This is a genomic window from Amycolatopsis sp. CB00013, from assembly GCF_001905755.1.
Lineage (GTDB): Bacteria > Actinomycetota > Actinomycetes > Mycobacteriales > Pseudonocardiaceae > Amycolatopsis > Amycolatopsis japonica.
Genome location: NZ_LIWC01000003.1, coordinates 255,633 through 281,017 on the forward strand (window position 1 = coordinate 255,633; position 25,385 = coordinate 281,017).

Annotated in this window: 28 protein-coding genes; 25 read left to right on the top strand and 3 right to left on the bottom strand. The window is 69.6% G+C overall.

The window, feature by feature from the left end:
- Positions 1 to 67: 67 nt before the first annotated feature.
- From AMK34_RS20830 to AMK34_RS20840, 3 genes are all read left to right on the top strand, one after another.
- Positions 68 to 751 carry a response regulator transcription factor gene (locus AMK34_RS20830; RefSeq protein ID WP_038524060.1) on the top strand — a complete coding sequence of 228 codons (684 nt, stop codon included), beginning with the start codon at positions 68 to 70 and terminating at the stop codon, positions 749 to 751.
- The gene (locus AMK34_RS20835) at positions 748 to 1,773 is read left to right on the top strand and encodes a HAMP domain-containing sensor histidine kinase (RefSeq protein WP_073846490.1); all 1,026 of its coding nucleotides are present in this window, start codon (positions 748 to 750) and stop codon (positions 1,771 to 1,773) included. Before AMK34_RS20830 ends, AMK34_RS20835 begins: the two co-directional genes overlap by 4 nt.
- Positions 1,774 to 1,895: 122 nt before the next feature.
- Positions 1,896 to 3,458 (top strand): DUF4153 domain-containing protein, encoded by a 1,563-nt coding sequence (locus tag AMK34_RS20840; RefSeq protein WP_073847134.1) that lies wholly within the window; start codon positions 1,896 to 1,898, stop codon positions 3,456 to 3,458.
- Positions 3,459 to 3,578: 120 nt separating this feature from the next.
- Here AMK34_RS20840 and AMK34_RS20845 read toward each other — a convergent pair whose 3' ends face one another.
- The gene (locus AMK34_RS20845; protein ID WP_038517083.1) at positions 3,579 to 3,944 is read right to left on the bottom strand and encodes an SSI family serine proteinase inhibitor; all 366 of its coding nucleotides are present in this window, start codon (positions 3,942 to 3,944) and stop codon (positions 3,579 to 3,581) included.
- A gap of 59 nt (positions 3,945 to 4,003) precedes the next feature.
- Complete coding sequence (locus tag AMK34_RS20850; RefSeq protein WP_038517080.1) at positions 4,004 to 5,626, bottom strand: PucR family transcriptional regulator; 1,623 nt, start codon at positions 5,624 to 5,626, stop codon at positions 4,004 to 4,006.
- Between the two features lie 143 nt (positions 5,627 to 5,769).
- On the opposite strand from AMK34_RS20850, the gene AMK34_RS20855 reads away from it, so the two are divergent.
- Positions 5,770 to 7,266, top strand: a complete 1,497-nt coding sequence (locus AMK34_RS20855; RefSeq protein WP_073846491.1) for a CoA-acylating methylmalonate-semialdehyde dehydrogenase — start codon at positions 5,770 to 5,772, stop codon at positions 7,264 to 7,266.
- Positions 7,267 to 7,350: 84 nt separating this feature from the next.
- Here AMK34_RS20855 and AMK34_RS20860 read toward each other — a convergent pair whose 3' ends face one another.
- Positions 7,351 to 8,577, bottom strand: a complete 1,227-nt coding sequence (locus tag AMK34_RS20860) for a lipase family protein (protein WP_073846492.1) — start codon at positions 8,575 to 8,577, stop codon at positions 7,351 to 7,353.
- Positions 8,578 to 8,787: 210 nt separating this feature from the next.
- Between AMK34_RS20860 and AMK34_RS20865 the strand changes: the two genes are divergently transcribed.
- The 21 genes from AMK34_RS20865 to AMK34_RS20965 all read left to right on the top strand — a co-directional run bounded on the left by AMK34_RS20865 (position 8,788) and on the right by AMK34_RS20965 (position 25,183).
- Positions 8,788 to 9,396, top strand: a complete 609-nt coding sequence (locus AMK34_RS20865) for a DUF1707 SHOCT-like domain-containing protein (protein ID WP_038524056.1) — start codon at positions 8,788 to 8,790, stop codon at positions 9,394 to 9,396.
- An 80-nt stretch (positions 9,397 to 9,476) separates the two neighbouring features.
- Entirely contained in the window at positions 9,477 to 10,502 is a 1,026-nt protein-coding gene (hrcA, locus tag AMK34_RS20870; protein WP_073847135.1) for a heat-inducible transcriptional repressor HrcA, read from the top strand.
- Between the two features lie 42 nt (positions 10,503 to 10,544).
- Complete coding sequence (gene dnaJ, locus AMK34_RS20875) at positions 10,545 to 11,708, top strand: molecular chaperone DnaJ (RefSeq protein ID WP_037342822.1); 1,164 nt, start codon at positions 10,545 to 10,547, stop codon at positions 11,706 to 11,708.
- 3 nt (positions 11,709 to 11,711) lie between these two features.
- A complete protein-coding gene (locus AMK34_RS20880; RefSeq protein WP_073846493.1) occupies positions 11,712 to 12,464 on the top strand; it encodes a 16S rRNA (uracil(1498)-N(3))-methyltransferase in 753 nt (250 codons plus the stop codon).
- Between the two features lie 589 nt (positions 12,465 to 13,053).
- Positions 13,054 to 13,404, top strand: coding sequence for a histidine triad nucleotide-binding protein (locus AMK34_RS20885; RefSeq protein ID WP_073846494.1), 351 nt, complete (start codon positions 13,054 to 13,056; stop codon positions 13,402 to 13,404).
- A gap of 114 nt (positions 13,405 to 13,518) precedes the next feature.
- On the top strand, positions 13,519 to 14,604 hold the full coding sequence (locus AMK34_RS20890; protein ID WP_037342828.1) for a PhoH family protein: 1,086 nt from the start codon (positions 13,519 to 13,521) through the stop codon (positions 14,602 to 14,604).
- On the top strand, positions 14,601 to 15,158 hold the full coding sequence (ybeY, locus tag AMK34_RS20895) for an rRNA maturation RNase YbeY (RefSeq protein ID WP_038517068.1): 558 nt from the start codon (positions 14,601 to 14,603) through the stop codon (positions 15,156 to 15,158). Before AMK34_RS20890 ends, ybeY begins: the two co-directional genes overlap by 4 nt.
- Before the next feature lie 13 nt (positions 15,159 to 15,171).
- Positions 15,172 to 16,524, top strand: coding sequence for a hemolysin family protein (locus tag AMK34_RS20900; protein ID WP_073846495.1), 1,353 nt, complete (start codon positions 15,172 to 15,174; stop codon positions 16,522 to 16,524).
- On the top strand, positions 16,517 to 16,843 hold the full coding sequence (locus AMK34_RS20905; protein WP_038517063.1) for a cytidine deaminase: 327 nt from the start codon (positions 16,517 to 16,519) through the stop codon (positions 16,841 to 16,843). The genes AMK34_RS20900 and AMK34_RS20905 overlap by 8 nt, the downstream gene beginning before the upstream one ends.
- A complete protein-coding gene (gene era, locus AMK34_RS20910; RefSeq protein WP_016332464.1) occupies positions 16,843 to 17,742 on the top strand; it encodes a GTPase Era in 900 nt (299 codons plus the stop codon). Before AMK34_RS20905 ends, era begins: the two co-directional genes overlap by 1 nt.
- A 156-nt stretch (positions 17,743 to 17,898) precedes the next feature.
- Positions 17,899 to 18,240 (top strand): CD225/dispanin family protein, encoded by a 342-nt coding sequence (locus AMK34_RS20915; protein WP_038517060.1) that lies wholly within the window; start codon positions 17,899 to 17,901, stop codon positions 18,238 to 18,240.
- Positions 18,241 to 18,265: 25 nt separating this feature from the next.
- A complete protein-coding gene (locus AMK34_RS20920) occupies positions 18,266 to 18,616 on the top strand; it encodes a CD225/dispanin family protein (RefSeq protein ID WP_020629387.1) in 351 nt (116 codons plus the stop codon).
- Complete coding sequence (locus tag AMK34_RS20925; RefSeq protein WP_073846496.1) at positions 18,613 to 19,065, top strand: DUF2752 domain-containing protein; 453 nt, start codon at positions 18,613 to 18,615, stop codon at positions 19,063 to 19,065. Before AMK34_RS20920 ends, AMK34_RS20925 begins: the two co-directional genes overlap by 4 nt.
- Positions 19,066 to 19,211: 146 nt before the next feature.
- Positions 19,212 to 20,279, top strand: coding sequence for an RDD family protein (locus AMK34_RS20930; protein ID WP_073846497.1), 1,068 nt, complete (start codon positions 19,212 to 19,214; stop codon positions 20,277 to 20,279).
- Between the two features lie 55 nt (positions 20,280 to 20,334).
- On the top strand, positions 20,335 to 20,808 hold the full coding sequence (locus AMK34_RS20935) for a CD225/dispanin family protein (RefSeq protein ID WP_038517054.1): 474 nt from the start codon (positions 20,335 to 20,337) through the stop codon (positions 20,806 to 20,808).
- Positions 20,809 to 20,846: 38 nt separating this feature from the next.
- A complete protein-coding gene (locus tag AMK34_RS20940) occupies positions 20,847 to 21,278 on the top strand; it encodes a CD225/dispanin family protein (RefSeq protein ID WP_038517052.1) in 432 nt (143 codons plus the stop codon).
- Between the two features lie 49 nt (positions 21,279 to 21,327).
- Positions 21,328 to 22,089, top strand: a complete 762-nt coding sequence (gene recO, locus AMK34_RS20945; protein ID WP_038517050.1) for a DNA repair protein RecO — start codon at positions 21,328 to 21,330, stop codon at positions 22,087 to 22,089.
- 39 nt (positions 22,090 to 22,128) lie between these two features.
- Positions 22,129 to 22,950, top strand: coding sequence for an isoprenyl transferase (locus AMK34_RS20950; RefSeq protein WP_038517047.1), 822 nt, complete (start codon positions 22,129 to 22,131; stop codon positions 22,948 to 22,950).
- Between the two features lie 34 nt (positions 22,951 to 22,984).
- Positions 22,985 to 23,407, top strand: coding sequence for a hypothetical protein (locus AMK34_RS20955; protein ID WP_038517045.1), 423 nt, complete (start codon positions 22,985 to 22,987; stop codon positions 23,405 to 23,407).
- 37 nt (positions 23,408 to 23,444) lie between these two features.
- On the top strand, positions 23,445 to 24,461 hold the full coding sequence (locus AMK34_RS20960; RefSeq protein WP_016332474.1) for a permease: 1,017 nt from the start codon (positions 23,445 to 23,447) through the stop codon (positions 24,459 to 24,461).
- Positions 24,458 to 25,183: a TIGR03943 family putative permease subunit gene (locus AMK34_RS20965; protein ID WP_038517042.1), complete on the top strand. Its 726-nt coding sequence runs from the start codon at positions 24,458 to 24,460 to the stop codon at positions 25,181 to 25,183. Before AMK34_RS20960 ends, AMK34_RS20965 begins: the two co-directional genes overlap by 4 nt.
- The last annotated feature ends 202 nt before the right edge of the window (positions 25,184 to 25,385 follow it).

Here is a 25,385-nt window from a genome sequence, read left to right on the forward strand (position 1 = left end):
CAGCTCACCCGGATGGTCTCCACGGCCGATGCCTACAGTCATCCCCATGGAACTGGGAGGACGCCGGGTGCTGGTCGTCGAGGACGACGTGACCATCGCGGAGAGCATCGCCGCGCGTTTGCGGGCCGAAGGATTCTCGGTCGACCTGGCGCACGACGGCCCTTCCGGTGTCGAGGCGGACGCCGAGCGGGAGCCGGACCTGGTGGTGCTCGACGTGATGCTGCCGGGCTTCGACGGGCTGGAGGTCTGCCGCCGGATCCAGGCCCGCCGCCCGGTCCCGGTGCTCATGCTGACCGCCCGCTCGGACGAGACGGACATGCTGATCGGCCTCGGCGTCGGCGCGGACGACTACCTCACCAAACCGTTCTCGATGCGGGTGCTCTCGGCGCGGGTGCACGCGCTGCTGCGCCGCGTCGAACGGTCCGCACGGGCCGAAGGCGAGGACGCGGGCACGAAGATCGTGCTCGGCGACCTCGAAATCGACGTCGACCAGCGGCGGGTCACGCGGGCGGGCACCCAGGCCCAGCTGACGCCGATCGAGTTCGACCTCCTCGTCCACTTCGCGAAACGCCCGAGGGCGGTGCAGCCGAGGGAACGGCTGCTCAGCGAGGTCTGGGACTGGGACGTCGCGGGTACCGGTTCGGGCACCCGCGCGGTCGACAGCCACATCAAGGCGCTGCGCCGCAAACTGGGCGCCGACCTCATCCGCACCGTGCACGGCGTCGGGTACGCCCTGGAGGTGGGATCGTGAAGCTCCGCCCGCTGCTCGGCCGCGTGGTCGACGCGCTCCCGAGACCGCTCGACCCGGTCCGCTCCATCAAGCTCAAGCTCGCGATCCTGCTGGTGTCGTCGGGCGGGATCGCGTTCGCCTTCTTCAACTGGCAGATCGGCTGGTTGCCGCCGCGGACCACGATCGCCGCCATGGTGCTGGCCGTGGTCACCTCGCAGATCCTGGCGCACGGGATGACCAGGCCGCTGCGGGAGATGACCGCCGCGGCCCGCGCGATGGCCAAGGGCGACTACACCCGGCGGGTCCGTGCGACCGCCCGCGACGAGGTCGGCGAGCTGTCGCACGCCTTCAACCAGATGGCCGCCGACCTGGACGCCTCGGATCAGCGCCGCCGCGAGCTGATCGCGAACGTCTCCCACGAGCTCCGCACCCCGATCACCGCGCTGAACGGGGTGCTGGAGAACCTGGTCGACGGGGTCGCCGAACCCGATCCGGCGACGCTGAAGACCGCGCTGCAGCAGACCGAACGGCTCGGCAGGCTGGTCTCGGAACTGCTGGATCTCTCCCGGATCGACGCGGGTGCCTTCCCGTTGCAGCTGGAGGAGTTCGATCTCGAACTGCTGCTGGAGGAGGTCGCCACCGAGGCCGGGGTCACCGGTCGCGGCGTGCGGTTCTCCGTCGACGTCCAGCCGCCCGGCGCGACCGCCGTCGCCGACCGCGGCCGGCTCTACCAGGTCGTGGTCAACCTGCTCGACAACGCCGTCCGGCACGGACCCGCCGGGGGAGAGGTCCGGGTGCGGGCGGAGGCCCGCGAGGCCGACGTCGTCATCGAGGTCGAGGACGAAGGCCCCGGGATCCCGCCGGGGGAGCGGGACAGCGTGTTCGAGCGGTTCACCCGCGGTGAGCGGGCCGGTGGCGGGGGCACCGGCCTCGGGCTCGCGATCGCGCGGTGGGTGGTGGACCTGCACGACGGCAGCATCGCCGTCGTCACCCCCGAAGGACGGCCGGGCTGTGTCATCCGCGTCGTGATCCCCGTTCCGTAGGGGCTGAAGGGGACTTTCCCCGCATGCGATGGGGCGAAAGCGTCCTTCACCGCATGACATGAGGCGAAGGACGCTTTCAGCCCCTTCCCCACGATATGTGCTTTCGCAAACTGGAGGATTCGATGAGCGAAGAGCAAGAGGAGAAGCAGGCGCACGCGTCGCCGCCCTCGGCGACGACCACCCTGCCGCCCGCCCCGCCGGTGTCGCAGGTGCCGATACTGATGCGGCCGCGGGTACCGCCGAAGTCGGCGATCGTCCCGCTGCCCGCCTCCGTGCTGCCCGCGGCGGTCGCGGCCGGGCTGGTCGCCGCCTTCGTCATGCCGGACGACCCCGGCGCGGGCTGGTTCGTGGCGGGGCTCGCCTTCGCGGCGGCCGTCTACTTCGCCGACAAGCGCGCCCGCGGCGACGCCAAACCGCATTTCGGGCTGGTCAACGCGGTCTGGGCGGCGGCCGCCCTCGGCCTGCTCGCGGTCGGGATGTTCCGCGCGTCGTTGTGGCTGAACGTCCTGTGCGTGCTGGCGGCCTTCGTCGCGGGATCCCTCGCTGTGGTCGGGAAACGCACCGTGAACACGATCGTCTACGACGTCTTCGCGGTCCCCATCGAAGCGCTGCTTTCGATCCCGTGGGTCGGGCGCGGGCTCACGAAGCTCGGCAAGAAACAGGAAGGCCGGACACGGCCGAGGTTCCTCGTGCCCGTGCTGGCGAGTGCCTTGCTGCTGCTGGTGTTCGTCCCGCTGTTGCGGGGCGCGGACGCCGCGTTCGCGGGCGTCGTCGACGCGGTGATCCCCGAACTGAACCCGGGAACCTTCGTGCGCTGGGGTTTCCTGTTCGTGGTGGCCGCGTTCGCCGTCACCGGGGCGTGTTACCTGCTGGCGGCGCCCCCGCTGCCCGCCGCCGACGACGCACCGCGCAAACGGCTCGCGCACCGGCTCGAATGGACGTTGCCGCTGGGTGTGCTGGTACTGCTGTTCACGAGTTTCGTCGTGGTCCGCCTGGTCGTGTTGTTCGGCGGCACCGAATACCTGCTGGCCACGAGCGGCCTGACGGCGGCCGAGTACGCCAGGAGCGGGTTCTGGCAGCTATCCGCCATCACCGTGCTGACGCTGCTGCTGGTCGCCGCCGCGCTGCGCTGGGCGCCGAAGACCTCGGTGGCCGATCGGGCCTGGCAGCGCGGACTGCTCGGCGCGTTGAGCGTGCTCAGCCTGGTGCTGGTCGCGTCGGCGTTGAGTCGCATGTGGACATACCAGCAGGCGTACGGGTTCACCGTGCTGCGGCTGCTGGTCGAGGTCTGCGAGCTCTGGATCGGCCTGATCTTCGTGCTGGTGCTCGCGTCCCTGATCCCGCTGCGGTCGGCCTGGCTGCCGCGCGCGGCCATCGGAGCGGCCGTCGCGGCGCTGCTGGGGTTGGCCGTGCTCGATCCGGAACGGTTCATCGCCGATCGCAACATCGACCGGCTCGCGCACGGCAAGACACTCGACACCACTTACCTGTCACGGTTTTCCGCCGACGTGGTGCCGTCGGCCGACCGGCTCCCCGAGCCGCTGCGGTCCTGTGTGCTCGGACCGGTCGTGCGGGAAATCCCGGAAGATGATTGGCGCGAATGGAACCTGAGCCGGTCCCTCGCGCGTCAGACCCCCGTCACCGCGAAGGACGGGACCGGCTGCCGGTACGTGATCCGTCCTTGAGCCGTGACCCACGGCCTTGATCGCCCTCTTTGGGGGTGAGGGCGATCAAGGCGGCGGTGAACGGCGCCGCCGGGCCACCGAGGGGGAGGTCCGGCGGTCACCTCGACGGAAGTGCCTCGGTCAGAAGGTGAAGACGCCGGCCGACTCGGCGTCGGCGACGCACCGGTTGGCGTACGAGGTGCGGAAGGTGACCGGTTCGCCGCGCCACTTGCCGACCGCGGAGACGTCCACCGGCGAGTATTCGAGGGTGCAGGCCCGAGGTTCGGGGCGGAGCCTGTCGAACTTTCCGTCCACTTCGGACAGTTTGCCGCAGGCGTTCCCGCGCGAGGGGTGGGAACCCCCGGTGGGCCCGCAGGTGAGCGAGACGGTGCCGATCCGGCCCCTGGTGTCGTGGCTGGTCAGCTGAAACGTGGATTCGGCGGGTTGCGCCGGGGCCATACAGGCCAACGCGAGCACGCAGGCGCCGATCGGTTCGAAGAAAGCCATATCAACCCTATCGGCTGACGTGGCCCGATCACTGTGTTCCACGCTCGGGTGAGATTTACTCACCCGGACGTGTGGTCGTCCGCTTTTCGAATGTCGTGGGCGAGCAAAGCGACATAAAGCGAGAGCATCGACTCCGGATCTTCGAGCCGCACGCCCAGGACCTGCTCGATCCGGGCCAGCTGCTGGTAGTACGCGGTGCGGGAGGTGTGCGCGGCGGCGGCCGCCGCGGACTTGTTGCCGCCGTGCTCGCAGTAATGCCTCAACGCCTGAACGAGTCTGCTGCCCTGCGCGGCGTCCCGGCTCAGCAGCGGGCCGAGCTCCCGCGCGGCGAACGCGGTGATCCGTTCGTCGCCGGCCAGCAGATGCAGCAGTCCGCGCAACCGGACGTCGTCGAGCCGGTGGAGCACCCGTTCGACGTTCTCGGCGAGCGCCGCGGCGGCGACCTGCGCGGCTTCGACGAGCGTCCGCCGTGCTTCGGCGGGCCCGCTCCCCGTGGTCCCGACCGCGACCACGGCGGGCGCGCCGGCGCGGGCCTCGTGGACGTCGGTGGCCAGCCGTCGCAGGACCGCGTCGACCCCCGCCTCCGGCGAGAGCGCGATCAGCGCGCGCACCTGCGTGTCGTCGGTGGCCACCAGCGCGGACACCTTGGCGTGCCGCGCGGCGAGCACCGTCGCCTCGGCGAGTTCCCGCAGCAGTACCGGAGTGGACTGCGCGGTCTTGGCGGTCACGGTGATCCGGGGCCGCACGGCGACCCCGACGAGCAGCCGCCCGGTGAGCGGGACACCCAGCGCGGAGGCCCGCGCGGTCAGTTCGGCGGGCGGCACCGGGTTCGCCAGCAGTTCGGTCAGGATCGCGCGGTGCGCCTGGCGTTCGAGGCTGTCGGTGTCCTTCGCGACCAGCCGGTGCACCGCGAGCGCGGACGCCGCCCGCTCGGCGACCACGACGTGCCGGTGCGGCGGCTGATCCCCGCAGACGACGACCAGCCGTCCCCAGTCGTGCCCGCGCGCGCCGACCACGGTGATCAGCCAGCCCGCGCCCTGGTGGTAGCCGGTCCGCTCGCCGACCTGCACCGGGCGCGACCGGGACGGCCAGCCGGGCAGCAGTTCGCCGGGATCGGTCCCCGCCGTGTCGTAGGCGAGGACCTCGTGCGACAGCGTCTCCAGCACGACGGGATGTTCGGTGAGCCTCGCGACCTCCCGCAGGATTTCGCCCGGTTCGGCGCCGGCGATCGTGAGCGCGGTGAAGGTCTCGTGGACCCGCTCGGCCGCACGCAGTTCGTCGACCTGGGCGTCGACGATCAGCCCGTTCACCGCCTCGGTGACCGACACGAAACGCGTCTCGCGCGAAAGGGTGATCAGCGGGACACCGTGGCGGTCCGCGGCGTCGACCAGCGCGGGCGGCAGCTTCTCACTCCAATGCCGGACCAGTTCGACGACGATCCCGGCGACCCCGATCCCCGCCAGATCACCGACGTACCTGGCCAGCGCGGCTCCGTCGTCGGGCAGCGCCACCCCGGTGGTGAGCACGAGTTCCCCGCCCCGCAGCAACGGGGCGATGTCCGCGACCTCGGCGACGTGCGCCCAGCGGACCGGCGCGTCCAGCCCCGCCGCCCCCGCCACCACATGGGGCCTGCCCTGACGCAGCACCGGCAGCGCGAGCACCTCGGCGACGGTCGGGTACATCGGCCTCCCACCCGGTTCGACAACGCTGGAGACAGACTGTACGGGCGGGACCGGGAGTCCGTACACGTTGACGATGGCGTCGGTGTGGCGCGCGCACCCAGACTCGACCGGGAGCAGGTATCAGGACCAGGAAGGCGGAACCCGTGACCGACCGCATCAACCACTGGATCGATGGCAAACCGTGCGAAGGCGTGAGCGAACGATCGGGTGACGTGTTCGATCCGGCCACCGGCCAGGTGCGGGCGACGGTCGCCTTCGCGGCGCAGGACGACGTCGACGCCGCAGTCGCGGCCGCGTCCCGGGCGCTGCCGGGCTGGCGCGGCACGTCGCTGGCGGGGCGGACCCGGGTGCTGTTCGCCTTCCGTGAGCTGCTTTCGGCGCGGCGTCACGAACTGGCGAAGATCGTCACCAGCGAACACGGCAAGGTCGAATCCGACGCCGCCGGCGAAGTCGCGCGCGCGATCGAGAACGTCGAGTACGCCTGTGGCGCGGCGCAGATGCTCAAGGGCGGTTTCAGCGAGAACGCCTCGACCGGTGTCGACGTGTACTCGATCTCGCAGCCGCTGGGCGTGGTCGGCGTGATCTCGCCGTTCAACTTCCCGGCGATGGTCCCGCTGTGGTTCGTGCCGAACGCGCTCGCGTGCGGCAACACCGTCGTGCTCAAGCCGAGTGAGAAGGACCCGTCCGCGGCCGTGTTCATCGCGGAACTGTTCGCCGAGGCGGGCCTGTCCGACGGCGTCCTCAATGTCTTGCACGGCGACAAGGTGGCCGTCGACGGCTTGCTGGAACACCGCGATGTCAAGGCGATCTCGTTCGTCGGGTCGACGCCGATCGCGAAGTACGTCTACGAAACCGGGACCAGGCAAGGGAAACGCGTGCAGGCGCTCGGCGGCGCGAAGAACCACATGGTCGTCCTTCCGGACGCGGACCTCGACCTCGCCGCCGACGCGGCCGTCTCGGCGGGTTTCGGCTCGGCGGGGGAGCGGTGCATGGCGGTGTCGGTCGTGGTCGCGGTCGACCCGGTCGGCGACGAACTGGTCGCGAAGATCGCCGAGCGGATCAAGCGGCTGCGCGTCGGCGACGGGATGCGGCCCACCTCGGAGATGGGGCCGCTCGTCACCGCCGCCCACCACGAACGCGTGGAGTCCTATGTGGAGGCCGGGGTCGAAGCGGGCGCCCGGCTCGTCGTCGACGGCCGCGGCATCGAGGTCGACGGCGAGGACGGCGGCTTCTGGCTCGGCCCGACGCTGTTCGACCAGGTCACCCCGGACATGTCCGTGTACACCGACGAGATCTTCGGTCCGGTGCTGGCGGTCGCGCGGGCCGAGGGCTACGACGCGGCGCTGGAGCTGATCAACGCCAACCCCTACGGCAACGGCACCGCGATCTTCACCAACGACGGGCGGGCCGCGCGGCGGTTCCAGAACGAGGTCGAGGTCGGGATGGTCGGCGTGAACGTGCCGATCCCGGTGCCGGTCGGCTACTACTCGTTCGGTGGGTGGAAGGACTCGCTGTTCGGGGACAGTCACGCCTACGGGCCGGAAGGGTTCCATTTCTTCACGCGGACGAAGGTCGTCACGTCGCGGTGGCCCGATCCTTCGCAGGGCGGGGTGAACCTCGGGTTCCCGCGCAACAGCTGACGCCGCCTCGCTCCCGAAGTACATGAAGGCCCCCTTCCTTGCGCCAGGCGCAAGGAAGGGGGCTTTCATGTACTTCGGCGCGGGTCAGAACCGGCCGCAGTTGCCGCTGCCCGCTTGGCCGTTGAACGCGCTCTTCAGCCACTCGGCGGCGTCGGTCGAAGCGGTCGTCATGCCCAGCGCGTGGGAGAAGAACGGCGTGAACGTCGGCAGGTCCTTCCACTGGACGTTGGCGCCCTTGCCGCACCAGTCCTTCGCCATCTGCTTCCCGACGGCCGCCGGGATGACGTCGTCCATCGGGCTGTGTTCGATCAGCACCGGCATCGCGGGCTTGACGGTGCCGATCCGGTTCTCCGCCACGATCGCGTCGAACGGCGGCTGGGACAGGTAGGCGGAAACCGGCTTGCCCTCCTTCGTCAGCGAACTGGTCTGCTTGTACATGAACTGGAAGACCGCGTTCAGCGTGCAGGTCTGCCGGGCCTTCAGGAACAGGTCGGCCCCGGCCGGGTTGGCCAGGTCCATCAACCTGGCCTCGGGGTAGGCCTGGTTGATGCCGATCAGGGCGTAACCGAGGAACCCGGCGTACATCCCGCCGTCGAGCGACTTGGACAGCGCGGCCTTGTCCGCGGGCGCCGCGCCGGAGTAGACGCCCTTGACGTTCAGTTCGGGCGCGTAGGTGGCGGCCAGTTCGGCGGCGGCCGCGGCGGCGCTGCCGCCCTCGGAGTAGCCGGCGATGCCCACCGGGCCGTCGGCGGGCAGACCCGTTCCGGGCAGCCGCTGCGCGGCGCGGATGACGTCGAGCACGGTGTGCGCCTCGGACAGCCGGACGACGTACGGATGGTCGCCGCCGCCTTCCACCCACGGTCCGATGTAGTCGGTCTGCGCGACGGCGAATCCGGCGCCCAGCAACGCGTTGACGAAACCGCCTTGGAAACCGGAGACCAGATCCGAGGAGCCCTCGCCCGCGAGGGTCTTCGAGGGAGCGCAGTCCGGGCCCATGCCGAAGGTGAACGGCGCGTAGGCCACGATCGGCCGTTCGCCGGGACCGTTCCACGGATTGTTCGGCACCAGGACGGTGCCGCTCACGGCGACCTGCTTGTCCTTGTTGTCCCGGGAAAGATATTGGATCCGGGTCGATTTCGCCCCGTTGTAGGTCGAGGGCTGCGACTTGACAATGTCACCGTTCTCGCCGGCGGGAAGCGGTGAAGAGGTGGTGTATACCGAATCGGAGTCCGCGGTCGCGGCCGGGGCGCCCACCGCGACCAACGTCACGGTCATGGCGGCGATCAGGACATGGCGAAAGGAAGAAGTCATTACTGCGCTCCACGCTGAGTCGGAAAGTGAGGCCGGTGGACGAAACTTCCGCATGGGACCTAGATGGAAGACCTTCCGGCACTGGACGGTCAATGGCCGGTCGTCGAATTGTCATTCCCGTCAGAGTGGCGAAACCGATTTCACTCATGGCTTTCCGTGCGGCGGTCGTGCGCTTTCCGGAATTCGCCGATCACGGTTATCGTCGCCGTCATGTCAGAACCGAAGCGGTCGGCGATGCGAGTGGCCGATTCCGATCGTGAGAACGTCGCGCAACTGCTGTACGAAGCCATGGGCGCGGGACGGATCACCGCCGGTGAACTGGAAACGAGACTGGACGCGGTCTACGCGGCCAAGACCTTCGCGGAATTCGAACCCGTCGTCGCGGATCTGTCGCCCGGCGGGGCGCTCGCCCTGTCCCATACCGGCGATGAGGAGCAAGGCGGACGACGCTCGTTCGCCGTCATGTCCGGCACCACGCGACGGTTCGACGGACCGCTCCCGTCCCGTCACGTCAGCCGCGCGTTCTGGGGCAGTGTGCGCCTCGATCTGCGGCGGGCCCGGATCGCCGCCGGCTCCTGCACGATCAGGGCGGTGGCGGTGATGGGCGGCGTCAAGATCGTCGTTCCCGAGGACTTCGCCCTCGACGTCCGGGGACTCGGCCTGATGGGCGGATTCGGCACCGGCCGCGGGACCGGGCGACGGCGTCCGGAGCCGGGCGCGCCGGTGCTGCGCGTCACGGGTTTCGCCTGGTGGGGTTCGGTGAAGGTGATCCGGAGGCCCTTGGAGCCGCGGCGGCGCTCCTTCCGGGGGCGCGGCTGAGGGGCCCGAAGAAGTCCGGTGGCTCGCCGGGCACTCCACCTTCCGTAAACTCGTTGTGAGGACGAGCGAGGGAGGTGCAGGTGGCCAACGCGGAAGAGCGCCGCTTCGAAGTGCTGCGCGCGATCGTCGCCGATTACGTGTCCAACCAGGAGCCCGTCGGCTCCAAGGCGATCGTCGACCGGCACAACCTCGGTGTGTCCAGCGCCACCGTGCGCAACGACATGGCGGCGCTGGAGGAAGAGGGCTACATCACACAGCCCCACACCAGTGCGGGCCGGATCCCCACCGACAAGGGGTACCGGCTGTTCGTCGACCGGATCGCCGAGGTCAAACCGCTCAGCGCGGCCGAGCGCCGGGCCATCACCGCGTTCCTCGACAGCGGTACCGACGTCGACGACGTCCTGCGCCGGTCCGTCCGGCTGCTCGCGCAGCTGACCAGGCAGGTCGCGGTCATCCAGTACCCGATGATGACCAACTCGGCCGTCCGTCACCTGGAAGTGGTGCCGCTCACCCCGGCCCGGCTGATGCTCGTGCTGATCACCGATTCCGGCCGCGTCGACCAGCGCACCGTCGACCTCGGGGACGTCATCACCGAGGAGAACGTGAGCAGGCTGCGCACGGTGCTCAACGGGGCACTGGCCGGCCGCCGTCTCTCCGAGGCCGCAGCGGCGGTCGCCGAACTGCCCGAGAAGTCGCCGGGCGAACTGCGCGACAACCTCACCCGCGTGTGCACCGTGCTGGTGGAATCGCTGGTCGAGCACCCCGAGGAGCGGCTCGTGCTCGGCGGCACCGCCAACCTCACCCGCAACGTCTCGGACTTCCCCGGATCGCTGCGGCAGGTGCTGGAAGCGCTCGAGGAGCAGGTCATCGTCCTCAAGCTCCTCGCGGCCGCCCGCAACCCCGGTGCGATCACGGTGCGCATCGGTGAGGAAAATGAGGACGAGCAGATGCGCAGCACCTCGGTGGTGTCCATCGGCTACGGAATGGACGACCTGCTGCTGGGCGGGATGGGCGTCGTCGGGCCGACCAGGATGGACTACCCGAACACCATCGCCGCGGTGCGCGCAGTGGCGAACTACGTGGGGCAGATCCTCTCCGGTCGCTGAACGCGACGGTGAGGTCGAAGTCAGAAGGAGAAGGCGAAGACGGTGGCGAGGGACTATTACGGCATTCTCGGGGTGGCGAAGAACGCGACGGATCAGGAGATCAAGCGCGCGTACCGCAAACTGGCCCGTGAACTGCACCCCGACGTCAACCCGTCGGAGGACGCCCAGCACCGTTTCGGCGAGGTGACCACCGCGTACGAGGTGCTGTCGGATCCGCAGAAGCGCAAGGTCGTCGACCTCGGCGGAGACCCGATGGACGGCGGCGCCCGCGGTGGCGGCGGAGACCCGTTCTCGGGCTTCGGCGGCCTCGGCGACATCATGGACGCGTTCTTCGGCGCCGCCGGTGGTGGCGGCGGCCGCGGTCGTGGCCCGCGCAGCCGCGTGCAGCCCGGTTCCGACGCGCTCATCCGCCTCGGCCTGACCCTCGAGGAGTGCGCCACCGGCGTCGACCGCGAGATCACCGTCGACACCGCCATCGTCTGCGACCTGTGCCGCGGCGCCGGCGCGGCCGAAGGCACCGGCACCAAGACCTGCGACACCTGCGGCGGCGCGGGCGAGGTCCAGTCCGTGCAGCGGTCGTTCCTCGGCCAGGTCGTCACCGCCCGCCCCTGCCCGGTCTGCCGCGGCTTCGGCGAGGTCATCCCGGACCCCTGCCGCCAGTGCGGCGGCGACGGCCGGGTCCGCGCCCGTCGCAACGTCACCGCCAAGATCCCGCCGGGCGTCGGCGACGGTATGCGCATCCGCCTCTCCGGCCAGGGCGAGGTCGGCCCCGGCGGCGGTCCCGCCGGCGACCTCTACGTCGAGATCGACGAGGCGCCGCACGAGGTGTTCGTCCGGCAGGGCAACGACCTGCACTGCAACTTCCGCATCCCGATGACCACCGCCGCGCTCGGCGCCACAGTGCCCATCGAGACCCTCGTCGACGGCGACTACGAACTCGACATCGAGCCGGGCACCCAGCCCGCCACTGAACTCGTGCTGACCGCCAAGGGCATGCCGCGGCTGCGGTCCTCCGGCCGCGTCGACGGCCGCGGCGACCTGCACGTCCACATCGACGTCGTCGTGCCGACCAAACTCGACGACGCCCAGCGCGACCTCCTCGTCGAACTCGCCCAGCAGCGCGGCGAAGACGTGCCTTCACTGTCGTCGAACGGCTCTAAGCCCGGCGGGCTGTTCTCCAAGCTGCGCACCAAGAACCACCGGTAACCCGTGCCCGAGACGACACTGCCGGTCTTCCTCACCGCCGCGCTGCCCGGCTCCGGGCGCACCACCCTCGACGGCGAGGAAGCCCGGCACGCCGCCACCGTCCGCCGTCTGCGCGTCGGCGAACGTCTCGTGCTCTCCGACGGCGAAGGCGGCATGGCGCGCTGCGTCGTCGAAGCCGTCCAGGCGGGCAGGGACGCGGCGCTCACGTTGGCCATCGAGGAGCACTGGATCGAGGACCCGCCCGCGCTGCGCGTCATCGTCGCCCAGGCCCTCGCTAAAGGCGACCGCGGCGAACTCGCCGTCGAACTCGCCACCGAAGCCGGCGCCGACGCCATCGTCCCCTGGCGCGCCGCCCGCAGCGTCGCCCGCTGGGAAGAAGGCACCCGCGGCGACAAGGCCCTCACCCGCTGGCGCACCACCGCCCGCGCCGCCGCCAAACAAGCCCGCCGCGCCCACGTCCCCGAAGTCGCCGAACCCGCCACCACGAGCGAACTCGCCGAACTCGCGCAGACCGTTTCCCGCGCACTCGTCCTCGAATCCGGCATCACCACCCGCCTCACCGAGATCGAACTCCCGGCACAAGGCGACATCCTTCTCGTCGTCGGCCCCGAAGGCGGCATCACCGACGAAGAACTGAACACCCTCACCGACGCCGGCGCCACCGCCATCCGGTTGGGCCCCACCGTTTTGCGCACCTCCACCGCCGCCGCCGTGGCACTCGGCGCACTGGGGGTTCTCACCGACCGCTGGAAGTGAAAAAACACCCCACTAATTTGCGGCGAGTTATGGCGCGATCACGCAAACAGCCGTTACTCTCGTTAACTGACGCGCAACACACGGTTTCGGCGCGCCACTGGGGATGAAGCCCGGTCGCGCGCGTGAATCCCCGCCGGGCACCTCCCCCCTCGGTCCGGCGGAGCCGCGGCGGCGGTGGGCCGACCCCCAGGGCCCACCGCGCCGCGGCATCTTCATTTCCGGCCCTTCGCAAGACGCTTCGCTCCTTGCCGCGCCCCGAGATCCGCGCCGCCGCGTGTTGAATCGGGGCCGAGCCCCCACGGTGAGGTCGGCGGGGTGGTCTTCGGTTTCGGCGTGACTCGCGTGATCAGGGACGTGACTCGCGTGATTGGAGGCCGCACTCAGGCTGTTCCGCCGCTGATCACGCGAGTTCCGGCTTCACTCACGCGAGTTCCGGCTTCGATCACGTGAGTGCGGGTGCCACTCACGACCACCCCGGCCACCCCGACCGAGATGCGTGGACGCGAAGGGGACTTTCCTCGCATGCGACGCGGCGAAAGTTCCCTTCGCCCCGCCCGCGTGGGGCTCTCGTGGGCGATAGGGTGGGGGGATGAGTGACGCGGAGACGTTGTTCGAGCGGATCATCGCGGGGGAGATCCCGTCCGACAAGGTGTACGAGGACGCGACGACGTATGCGTTCCGGGACATAGCGCCGCAGGCTCGCGTGCATGTTCTCGTGGTGCCGAAGAAGCGGTACCGGAACGTCGGTGAAATGGCCGCCGCCGACCCGCAGTTGCTCGCGGACGTCGCGCTGACGGCTCGCAAGGTCGCGGAGATCGAGGGGATCGCGGAGTCCGGTTACCGGGTGGTCTTCAACACCGACGGTGACGCCGGGCAGACCGTCTTCCACGTGCACGCGCACGTGCTCGGCGGCGAGCAGCTGGGGCATTTCGGGCGCTGAGGCGCGCGGCCTGCGGAAACCGGACTGCGTGCCGCCACCCGCAACCAGTAACATCGAACTCGTCACTGTCGTTGAAAATCGCAGCGTAAGCGCAGGAAGTAGGCCCGAGGCCACGTGGCCGGAACCGTACCGGGTGAAGCCGCCCGACCCGACGTTCCCGCGGACGTCACCCCGACGAAGGCTGATGAAGCCGCCATCACCGAAGCGGCCCAGTCCCGATTCCCCATCCCCGACGCCGCCGCGCTCAGCCTGCTCGGCTCGAGGGACGAAAACCTCCGCGTCGCCGAAGAGCTCCTCGCCGCCGACGTCCACGTCCGGGGCAACGAGGTCACCCTGACCGGCGCCCCCGCCGACGTCGCCTTCGCCGAACGTGTCTTCGCCGAACTCGTGACGCTCGCCGGACGCGGCCAGCAGGTCGACCCGGCCACCGTCCGCCGCACCGTCGGCATGCTCTCCACCGGTGACCACGAGTCACCGGCCGAAGTGCTGAGCATGAACATCATCTCCCGGCGCGGCAAGACGATCCGGCCCAAGACGCTCAACCAGAAGCGCTACGTCGACGCCATCGACAAGCACACGATCGTCTTCGGCATCGGCCCCGCCGGTACCGGCAAGACGTACCTCGCCATGGCCAAGGCCGTCCAGGCGCTGCAGGCGAAGCAGGTCACCCGCATCGTGCTGACCCGCCCCGCGGTCGAAGCCGGTGAGCGACTCGGCTACCTGCCGGGCACGCTCAACGAGAAGATCGACCCGTACCTGCGCCCGCTGTACGACGCGCTGCACGACATGGTCGAGCCCGAGTCGATCCCGCGGCTGATGCAGGCGGGCACCATCGAGATCGCGCCGCTGGCGTACATGCGCGGCCGCACCCTCAACGACGCCTTCATCATCCTCGACGAAGCGCAGAACACCACGCCGGAACAGATGAAGATGTTCCTCACCCGGCTCGGCTTCGGCGCCAAGATCGTCGTCACCGGCGACGTCACGCAGGTCGACCTCCCCAACGGCCAGAAGAGCGGCCTCCGGGTGGTCCGCGACATCCTCGAAGGTGTCGAGGACCTGCACTTCGCCCAGCTCACCAGCCAGGACGTGGTGCGGCACAAGCTCGTCGGCGACATCGTCGACGCGTACGAGAAGTGGCAGGCGCTGCAGGACAGCAAGGACCAGGGCAGCGGTTGGAAGGGTCAGCGCCGTTCATGAGCATCGAAATCGCCAATGAATCGGGCGTGAACGTCGACGAGACCTCGATCGTGTCGGCCGCCCGCTTCGCGCTCGACAAGATGGAGGTCAGCCCGCTCGCCGAGCTGTCCATCCTGCTCGTCACCCTCGAGGTGATGGAGGACCTGCACGAGCGGTGGATGGACCTGCCCGGTCCCACCGACGTGATGGCCTTCCCGATGGACGAGCTCGACTCGTCGCGCCGCCCCGACGCGCCCGACGCCTCGCCCGCGCTGCTCGGCGACATCGTGCTGTGCCCGGCGTTCGCGAAGGACCAGGCCAAGACGGCCGGGCACGCGCTGATGGACGAGCTGCACCTGCTCACCACGCACGGTGTGCTGCACCTGCTCGGCTACGACCACGCCGAACCCGCCGAGGAACGCGAGATGTTCGGTCTGCAGAAGCGGATCCTCGGCGAGTTCCAGGCCGCGGTGGCCGCGCACAACAAGCGCGACGCGCAGCGCTCCGCGGACGACAGGCTCCTCGGCACCGCCGGCCTCGACGCCGCCGCGCCCGCCGAAGAGCCCCCCGCCTAGGCGGTTCGCGGACATGGGTAGTCCCACGGCCCTGCTGGTCATCGCGATCGCGCTGATCCTGCTCGCCGGGGTGTTCGCGGCCGCCGACGCCGCCGTCAGCACGGTCTCCAAGGCCCGCGCCGACGGTCTCGTCCGGCTCGGCCGCCCCGGCGCGCGTCAGCTGTCGCTGGTCATCGCCGAACGCCGCCGCCACATCAACCTGATCCTGCTGCTGCGGATGACCTGCGAGCTGACCGCCACCGTGCTGGTCACCGTCGACATCCTCGGCTGGATCCGGCCGCTGTGGCTCGCCATCGTGGTCGCCGCGGGGGTGATGGTCGTGGTGAGCTACGTGCTCATCGGTGTCGGCCCGCGCACCCTCGGCCGCCAGCACCCGTACCGGATCGGGCTCGTGGTCGCGGGTCCCGTCCGCGTCCTCGGGTCGATCCTCGGCCCGCTCAGCAGGCTGCTGATCGTCCTCGGTAACGCCATCACCCCGGGCCGCGGCTTCCGCGAAGGCCCGTTCACCTCCGAAGTCGAACTGCGTGAACTGGTCGACCTCGCCCAGGAGCGCGGCGTCGTCGAGGAATCCGAGCGCGAGATGATCCACTCGGTGTTCGAACTCGGCGACACCGTCGCGCGCGAGGTCATGGTGCCGCGCACGGAGATCGTCTGGATCGAGCACGACAAGACCGTGCGCCAGGCGCTCGCGCTGGCCCTGCGCACCGGGTTCACCCGGCTGCCGGTGATCGGCGACTCCGTCGACGACGTGGTGGGCGTGGTCAACATCAAGGACCTCATGCCCGCGTACATGGCCGAGGGCGGCTCGCAGCGGCAGGTCGAGGAGCTGATGAACCCGGCGAGTTTCGTGCCGGACTCCAAACGGCTCGACGATCTGCTCAAGGAGATGCAGGTCTCGCACAACCACATGGCGATCGCCGTCGACGAATACGGCGGCACCGCCGGCCTGCTCACCATCGAGGACATCCTCGAGGAGATCGTCGGCGAGATCACCGACGAATCCGACGCCGACGAACGCCCCGAGGTCGAAGAACTCGAAAACGGCGCGGTCCGCGTCTCGTCCCGGCTCTCGATCGACGACCTGGGTGAACTGTTCGGGATCGACCTCGAAGACCACGACGTGGAGACCGTGGGCGGGCTGCTCGCCGAGCGACTGGGTAGGGTCCCGCTGCCGGGGGCCGAAGCCGAGGTCGCCGGACTTCGGCTGTTCGCCGAAGGCGGTAAGGACCGGCGCGGGCGGATGCGGATCACCACGGTGGTCGTCCACCCCGCCGACGCGGACGCGGTGACCGACGCAGCCCAGGGCAGGCGCCGGACCCGGGTCCCGCAGCCCGATGAAAGTGACAGGAGTGTCGAACATGCCTGAGCTGGACGCCGAGGACGAGAAGCTGGTGACCCTGGCCAGGTCCGCGCGAGCCCGCACCCAGGCCGCCGAAGGCGCCGCGCTCCGCGACACCGACGGCCGCACGTACGCGGCGAGCACGGTCGACCAGCCGTCGTTCAAGCTCACCGCGCTGCAGGCCGCCGTCGCCGCCGCCGTTTCGAGCGGAGCCGAAGGAATCGAGGCCGCGGTCGTGGTCACCGCCGAAGGTCTGCTCAAGGAAGCGTCCGTGCACGCGGTCCGGGACATCGCCGAAAAGGCCCCGATCTATCTGGCCGACCCCAGTGGCAAGGTGCTGAACTGATGGCCGAGCCGCATCGTTCCGGTTTCGCCTGCTTCGTCGGGCGGCCCAACGCGGGCAAGTCGACGCTGACCAACGCGCTCGTCGGCAGCAAGGTCGCGATCACCTCCAGCAAACCGCAGACCACCCGGCACGCCATCCGCGGCATCGTCCACCGCGACGACGCACAGCTGGTGATCATCGACACACCGGGTCTGCACCGGCCGAGGACGCTGCTCGGCGAGCGGCTGAACGACATCGTCCACTCGACATGGTCCGAAGTGGACGTTGTCGGCTTGTGCGTGCCCGCCAACGAAAAGGTCGGCCCCGGCGACCGGTTCATCGCCGCCGAACTCAAGAAGATCGCCAAGCGAACCCCGGTGATCGGCGTCGTCACCAAGACGGATCTCGTGAAACCCGAGCAGGTCGCCGAGCAGCTGCTCGCCTTGCAGGAGGTCATGGAGTTCGCGGAGCTGATCCCGGTGTCCGCTGTGGACGGTTTCCAGGTCGGCGCGCTCTCGGATCTGTTGGTGCGGCACCTTCCCGAGGGGCCGCAGCTGTATCCGGGCGGCGAACTCACCGACGAGCCGGAGCAGACCCTGGTCGCCGAGCTGATCCGCGAGGCGGCGCTGGAGGGTGTCCGGGACGAACTCCCGCACTCGATCGCCGTCACCGTCGAAGAGATGCTGCCCCACGAGGGCAGGGACGACATGATCGACGTGCACGCGTTCCTTTATGTGGAACGTCCGAGCCAGAAGGGCATCATCCTCGGGCACAAGGGTGAGCGGCTCAAGGACGTCGGCGCGCGCGCCCGGCAGCAGATCGAAGGGCTCCTCGGTTCGAAGGTCTACCTCGATCTGCACATCAAGGTCGCCAAAGAGTGGCAGCGCGACCCCCGTCAGTTGCGACGGCTGGGCTTCTGACTGAACGGAATGTCTCGATTCGGTCGCGGAGACCGGTTGATGATGTGGAACCGGACGGGTGACCTTAGAGTCTCAACCCTTGACTCCGGGGATCGCTGATCGGGCGGCGCGCCCGGGTCGGAGTTCGACATCTCATTCGTGAAGGGAAAGCGGTAAATGACCGACAACCAGGGCCTGCCCAACTACTCCGGCGACCCTCAGGGCGGTGGCGGCTTCAACAACCCCGGCCCGCCGCCCAACAACAACCTGGTGTGGGCCATCCTCACCACCATCCTGTGCTGCCTGCCCTTCGGCATCGTCGCCATCGTCAAGGCGAACCAGGTGAACACCCTCTGGGCGCAGGGCCAGCCCGCCGCCGCGCAGGAAGCGGCCGACGCCGCCAAGAAGTGGTCGATCATCGCGGCGATCGTCGGTGGCGTCATCATCGTTCTGTACGTTGTCCTCGTCGTCGTCCTGGGCGTCTTCGCGGCCTCGGTGGACGTGAACAACTACCGCTGATCCCGGCGCTCGAGGGGGAGACCTCATGACCGACCAGTACCCGAACTACCCGCCTCCGGGCGGGCCACCGCCGCAGCAGCCGTATTACGGCGGCGTGCCGAACTACGGTCCCCCGCCGGACAACAACCTGGTGTGGGCCATTCTCTGCACGGTGTTGTGCTGCCTGCCGCTGGGTATCGTCGCGATCGTGAAGTCGAGCCAGGTGCAGACGTTGTGGGCGCAGGGTTTCCACGCCGAAGCCCAGAAGGCCGCCGACGACGCGAAGAAGTGGTCCATGTGGGGAGCGATCGCCACCGGCGGTCTTTTCCTGCTGTACATCATCTTCATCGTGGTGATGATCATCATCGGCGCGTCGGCGGGAAGCTTCACGCCGTGACGACGTCCGTCTACACGGGATTCCCGGCGCGCGGGTTCAAAGCCAAGGCCCGCGCGCTGGGGCCGCCCCTGGCCATCGCCGCCGGGGCCGGCCTCGGCTGTGTCGTCCTCTGGCTGGGTGATCCCACCACTCCGGGCGGGCCGCTTCCGGTCTGTCCCACCAAGGCCCTGCTGGGCATCGCCTGTCCCGGCTGCGGCGGTATGCGCATGGTCTACAGCGCGCTGCACGGGGACATCCCCGCCGCACTGCACTACAACGCGGTGTCCTTTGTGGTCGTTCTGCTGCTCATCTGGAGCACCGCCGCCTGGGCGGTCGGCAGGCTCCGCGGCCGCGCGGTGGACAGCTGGCTGCACTGGCGCTGGACGCCGCTCGCGTTCGGTGTCGTGTTCGTCGTCTGGTTCGTCATCCGTAACCTGCCCTTCGCCCCGTTCACCTCGCTTTACGTGTGAGTGCCGGGCCGAGGCCCGGATCGTCGGTGGTACCGAGTACGCTCCCGCGCACCGGTCTGCTCGGTGTGTACCCATGCCGTACATTCAGCCCGGGTCGCCGCAGAGGCCCCGTGCGCCAGGGGCGAGGAACCAGCGAGGGGATTTCGATGACCACTCCCTACGGCCAGCAGCCGCCGGGACAGCAGCCGCCGCCCGGATCCGGGGATGGGCAGCAGCAGTCACCGCGGCCGCAGTCGCCGTTCGGGCAGCCGCCGTCGGGAGACCAGCCTTCGCCGTTCGGCCAGCAGCCGAGCCAACCGTTCGGCGCGCAGCCGCAGTCCCCGTTCGGGCAGCAGGGTCAGGCCTCGCCGTTCGACCAGGCTTCCCAGTTCGGTCCGCGGACCGACTACGCCCACTGGGGTCTGCGCGCGGGCGCGACGCTCATCGACTTCGGCCCGATCGTCGTGCTGCCGATCATCGGCATGATCATCTCGGCGGTGGGGCCTGACACGGTCGGCCTGTTCATCGCCGGTCTCGGTTATCTGGCCGGGTTCGCCTGGACCGTCTACAACCGGTGGCTCAAGATGGGCACCACCGGCCAGTCGCTCGGCAAGAAGATCCTGAAGATCAAGCTCGTCCGCGAGAGCGACGGCCAGCCGATCGGCCCGCTGATGGCGTTCGTCCGGGACCTGTGCCACAACCTGGACGGCTGGGTCTGCGGTCTCGGCTACCTCTGGCCGCTGTGGGACGAGAAGAAGCAGACGTTCGCGGACAAGATCCTCAGCACCGTCGTCGTGCCGGGCGAAGCGGCCGCGTCGGCACCGTTCGGCCAGACCCCGGGATTCCCGGCGCCGCCGTCGTCTTCGCCGTCCTTCCCCGCGCCGCCCGCCCCGTTCGGCCAGCCGCAACAACAGCCGCAGCAGCCGTTCGGCGCGCCGCAGCAGCAGTCCCCGTTCGGTCAGCAGCCCCAGCAGCCGCAGCCGTTCGGGCAGCAGCCTTCCCAGCCCTTCGGACAGCCGCCGCAGGGAACCGCGGCGCCGTCACCGGAGTCCCAGCCTGAGCCGGCTCTGGGCGAGGCCGAGCCGACCCAGGTCCTCCGCCCGGGGCAGCAGCCTCAGCAGGCACCGTCAGGGTTCGACGAAGCCGAGCCGACGCAGAAGATCACCCCGGAGCAGCTGAGGCAGCAGTTGCCCGGAGCGGATGGGCCGAACGGGCCCGGAACACCGCAACAGTAAGGAAAAACCGGCGGGATCCACCCGTCGGCAAATGCGACAAAAGTGGGGAACCCCGATGACGAACCCGTACGGCCAGCAGCCCGGCCCCGGCCAGCAGCAGCCCTATGGCCAGCAGCCTCAGCCCGGATACGGACCCCCGTCCGGCGCCACGCCCGCGCCGTACGGCCAGCCCTCCGGCCCGAACCCGATGCCGTACGGCCAGCCGGCGCCTTACGGCCAGCCCGCGCCGTACGGTCAGCCCGCGCCCTACGGCGCGCCGGGCGGCATGCCCGGTGGCGGCGGTGACATCAACTCGATCCCGGACTACAAGGGCTGGGCGATCGGCTGCATCTTCCTCTGCTGGATCATCGCGATCTTCGCGATCATGAAGTCCAACGAGGTCAACACGTACAAGATGCAGGGCAACTACGCCGCCGCCGCGGACGCGTCGAAGTCGACGAAGACCATGTGCATGATCGCCTCGATCATCGGCGGTGTCGGCTGCCTGTTCTCCATTCTCTGGATCATCCTGGTCGCCGCGAGCATCTAGCCCGACCCGTAGCCGAAAGAACAACGAGGACCACTTTCATGACCAACCCCTACGGCCAGCAGCAGCCCTACGGACAGCAGCCTGGCTACGGGCCGCCGTCCGGTGGCATGCCCGCCCCCTACGGCCAGCCTGCTCCGTACGGCCAGCCTTCCCCTTACGGCGCGCCGGGCGGCATGCCCGGCGGCGGTGGCGACATCAACGCCATCAAGGACTACAAGGGCTGGGCGATCGGCTGCATCTTCCTCTGCTGGATCATCGCGATCTTCGCGATCATGAAGTCCAACGAGGTCAACACGTACAAGATGCAGGGCAACTACGCCGCCGCCGCGGACGCGTCGAGGTCCACGCGGACCATGTGCATGATCGCGTCGATCATCGGCGGCCTCGGCTGCCTGTTCGCCATCGTCATGATCATCATCTCGATCGTCGCGGCAGCGTCGGTGCCGAGCTGCTACGGCCGCTACTGCTGATTCCGGGGCGCACCACCCCGATGTCGGTCCCAGGTGGGACGATGTCGGGGTGGTGAACCTCTATCGCGACACCGGAGTGGTGTTGCGGACGCACAAGCTGGGTGAGGCCGACCGGATCGTCACCCTGCTCACGCGGCGGCACGGCAAGGTCCGTGCGGTCGCGAAGGGCGTGCGTCGGACGTCATCGCGCTTCGGGGCGCGCCTGGAGCCGTTCGGGCACGTCGACGTCCAGTTCTACACCGGCCGCTCCCTCGACGTGATCACCCAGGTCGAGACGGTCGACGCCTTCGCGCTGCCGCTGGTCGCCGACTATCAGCGCTACACCGCCGCGAGCGCCATCGCCGAGACCGCGGACCGGCTGTCCGCCGAAGAAGGCGAGCCGGTGCTCAAGCTCTACATGCTCGTCGTCGGAGCGCTGCGGGCGCTGGCGGGCGGCGAACGGGACAGTTCCCTCATCCTCGACGCCTTCTTCCTGCGGGCCATGGCCTACGCCGGCTGGGCGCCCGCGATCACCGAATGCGCCCGCTGCGGCCTGCCCGGCCCGCACAAGGCGTTCAGCGTGTCCGCCGGGGGCTCGATGTGCCCGGATTGCCGGGTTCCGGGCTGTGTCCACCCCTCCCAGGAGGTACTGACGCTGCTCGCGGCGCTCCTGCACGGCGAGTGGCCGGTGGCCGAGGCGTCGCTGCCGGTGCCGCGGCGGGACGCGTCCGGCCTGGTCGCGGCGCATCTGCAGTGGCATCTGGAGCGCCAGTTGCGGTCGCTGCCGCTGGTGGAGAGGCGTGCGCGGGAGACCACGACTCCGGCGCAGTAGGGTCGCAGGCACAGGTTCACTCGTTCAGGAGGCTCGAAGGTGCTGCGCAGGGGACGCGAGAACAAGGCGTCACAATTCGAACTTCGCGCGCCGGAGCCGCATCCGTCCGGTGCCCGGCCGCCGGAGATCCCCAAGGAACTCCTCCCGAAGCATGTGGCGCTGGTGATGGACGGCAACGGCCGCTGGGCCAACCAGCGGGGCCTGCCGCGGATCGAGGGCCACAAACGCGGTGAAGCGGTGATGATCGACGTCGCCAGCGGCGCCGTGGAGCTCGGCGTCAAATGGCTTTCGGTGTACGCGTTCTCCACCGAGAACTGGAAGCGGAGCCCGGAGGAGGTCCGTTTCCTGATGGGCTTCAACCGCGACACCATCCGCCGCCAGGTCGACTACCTCGGTTCGATCGGCGTCCGCATCCGCTGGGCGGGCCGTCGCCCCAAGCTGTGGGCGAGCGTCATCAAGGAACTCCAGGTCGCCGAGGAGAAGACCAAGCACAACACGGCGCTGAACATGACGATGTGCGTCAACTACGGCGGCCGCGCCGAACTGGGTGACGCCATGCGCCGGATCGCGCAGGACGTCGCCGACGGGAAGCTGAACCCGGACAAGGTCACCGAGAAGACCATCGGCAAGTACCTGTACCAGCCCGACATGCCGGACGTGGACCTGTTCCTGCGGCCGTCGGGGGAGCAGCGGACGTCGAACTTCCTGCTCTGGCAGTCGGCCTACGCCGAGATGGTCTACCAGGACACGCTCTTCCCCGACTTCGACCGCACCCACCTGTGGCGGGCGTGCCTCGAATTCGCGAAACGGGACCGCCGCTTCGGCGGGGCCGTCGACAAGGCTTCGGAAGGAACTCCATGACCCCCGCCGACGTACTTTTTCCCGCGGAGGCGGCATGAATACCGAGGCGGCGGACACGGCGGCCCTGCTCACCTCCGCGCGGGAAGCGCTCGAACGCTATCTCGAAGTCCACGTCGACGACGACGGCGCGCTGACCTTCTCGCACGCGGACGTCCCGTGCGTCATCCAGGCGACCCGGCTGGCCGAAGGGCTGACCGTGCTGAGCCTGACCTGCGTGGTGGCCTGGGATCTGCCGGACGACCCGGCGATCGCGGCCTCGGCGGCGGAACGCGCCGGACAGGGCCTGTTCGGGACGCTCGGGGTCGTGCGTTCGGAGAAGGGCATCGACATCACGCTGAGGTACGCGTTCCCGGCCGAGGGCATGGATCCCTCGCCGCTCGGAACGCTGCTCATGCTGGTCGTCTCGACCGCGTCGCAGCTGCGTTCGGACCTGCTGGGCACCGCTGGAGGGGAGTGACCGCCGGAACGCACGGTCACCTGGCATCATCGCGCGCATGGAAACCATTTCCAGAAGCGCCCCGGAGAAGAAGCCGGCCCGGCGGTTCAAGATCACCTCGATCGAGGTGCTCTGCGCGATCCTGCTGATCGCGATCCTCGGGCAGAGCTGGCTCCAGCAGGTGTTCGACGTGCCCGCGCTGCGGACCGGCTCGACCGTGTTCGTCGCCGTCTGCGTGCAGGCGCTGCCGTTCCTGGTGCTCGGGGTGCTGATCAGCGGCGCGATCGCGGCGTTCGTGCCCGCGCGGGTGCTGGAGAAGGTGCTCCCTCGCCGGGCCGGTGCGGCCGTCGGCGTCGCGGGGCTGGCCGGGGTCGCCCTGCCGGGGTGTGAATGCGCGTCGGTGCCGGTCGCGCGGCGCTTGATCGGCCAGGGCGTCGCGCCCGCGGCCGCGCTGACCTTCCTGCTCGCCGCGCCCGCGGTGAACCCGGTGGTGCTGGTCGCGACGGCGGTGGCGTTCCCCGGGAACCCGGAAATGGTGTTCGCCCGCTTCGCCGGTTCGCTCGCCACCGCGATGGTGATGGGCTGGCTGTGGGCGAAGTGGGGCAAGCTCGACTGGATCGCGGAGCGGGCTTTGCGGCGGCTTCCGGAGGTTCAGCACGGTTCGCGCTGGAAGACCTTCGCCGAGACCGCGCGGGCGGATCTGGTCGAGGCGGGCGGTTTCCTGGTGCTCGGCGCGATGATCGCCGCCGCGATGAACGTGCTGGTGCCCGCCAAGTGGTTCGGGGTGCTGGGGGAGCAGATCGTGCTCGGGGTGCTGGTGATGGCCGTGCTCGCCGTCGTGCTGGCCCTGTGCAGTGAGGCCGACGCCTTCGTCGCCGCGTCGCTGACCGCGATGCCGCTACTGCCGAAACTGGTGTTCCTGGTGGTCGGGCCCGCGATCGACGTGAAGCTGTTCGCCCTGCAGACCGGCACCTTCGGCAAGTCCTTCGCGCTCCGGTTCGCGCCGGTGACGTTCGTGGTCGCGCTGTCGTGCGCCGTCGTGTCGGGTGTGCTGATCCTCGGAGGTGGCGCGTGAAACGCGAGACCCAGAACATCCTGCTGATCCTGCTCGGCGGCGCGCTGCTGAAGATCACGATCAACGGCGACTACCTGCGCTACGTCAAACCCGCCCAGCAGCCGTGGATCATCGCGGGCGGCGCGGTGATGGTGGCGCTGGGCGCGGTCGCGATCGTCCGCGACCTGCTGGCCGCGCGGGCCGCCGCCGTCGTGTCCGGCGATGTCCACGCGCACGACCACAACACCCGCTCGGCCTGGCTGCTGATGGTGCCCGTGCTGGCCGTGTTCCTGGTCGCGCCGCCCGCGCTGGGCGCCGATTCGGTCACCCGCACCGAGGCCAGGGCGCCACAGAGCGCTTCGGCGAGCAACGCGGCCGCCTTCCCGCCCTTGCCCGCCGGGGACGTGGTCCCGCTGGAGGTCAACGAGTTCGTCAGCCGCGCGGGGTGGGATTCCAGTGGCTCGTTGAACGGGCGCACGGTGCGGCTGTCCGGCTTCGTCGTGCACAACGAGGGCAACACGATGCTGGCGCGGATGGTCATCGGCTGCTGCGCGGCCGACGCCTTCCCGATCACCGTGCGGATGGTGGGCGACGGCGTGTCGGGCTTCGGGAACGACACCTGGCTGGAGGTCACCGGGACGGTCGTTCCGGGGACCGCCGTGCGGGAGAACAGCTACATGCCGGATTTGACGCTCACCTCGGTGCGGCAGGTGCCGGCGCCGAAGGACCCTTACGAGTACTGAGCCGGATGTCATGGGCTACGACCTGGAGTGGGTAGACCTACCGGAGCCGGCCGCGGCCGCCCGGGACCGTTTCGAGGCCTGTGTTGTCCGCTGTGTGCACGTCCCCCACTGCTCGAGCTCGTATTTCGAACTGGCCGAGCCGTTTCAGTTCCACCTGAACATCATGGGGATGGCAGCGTGCCGGGAGGGGATGCGACGTACG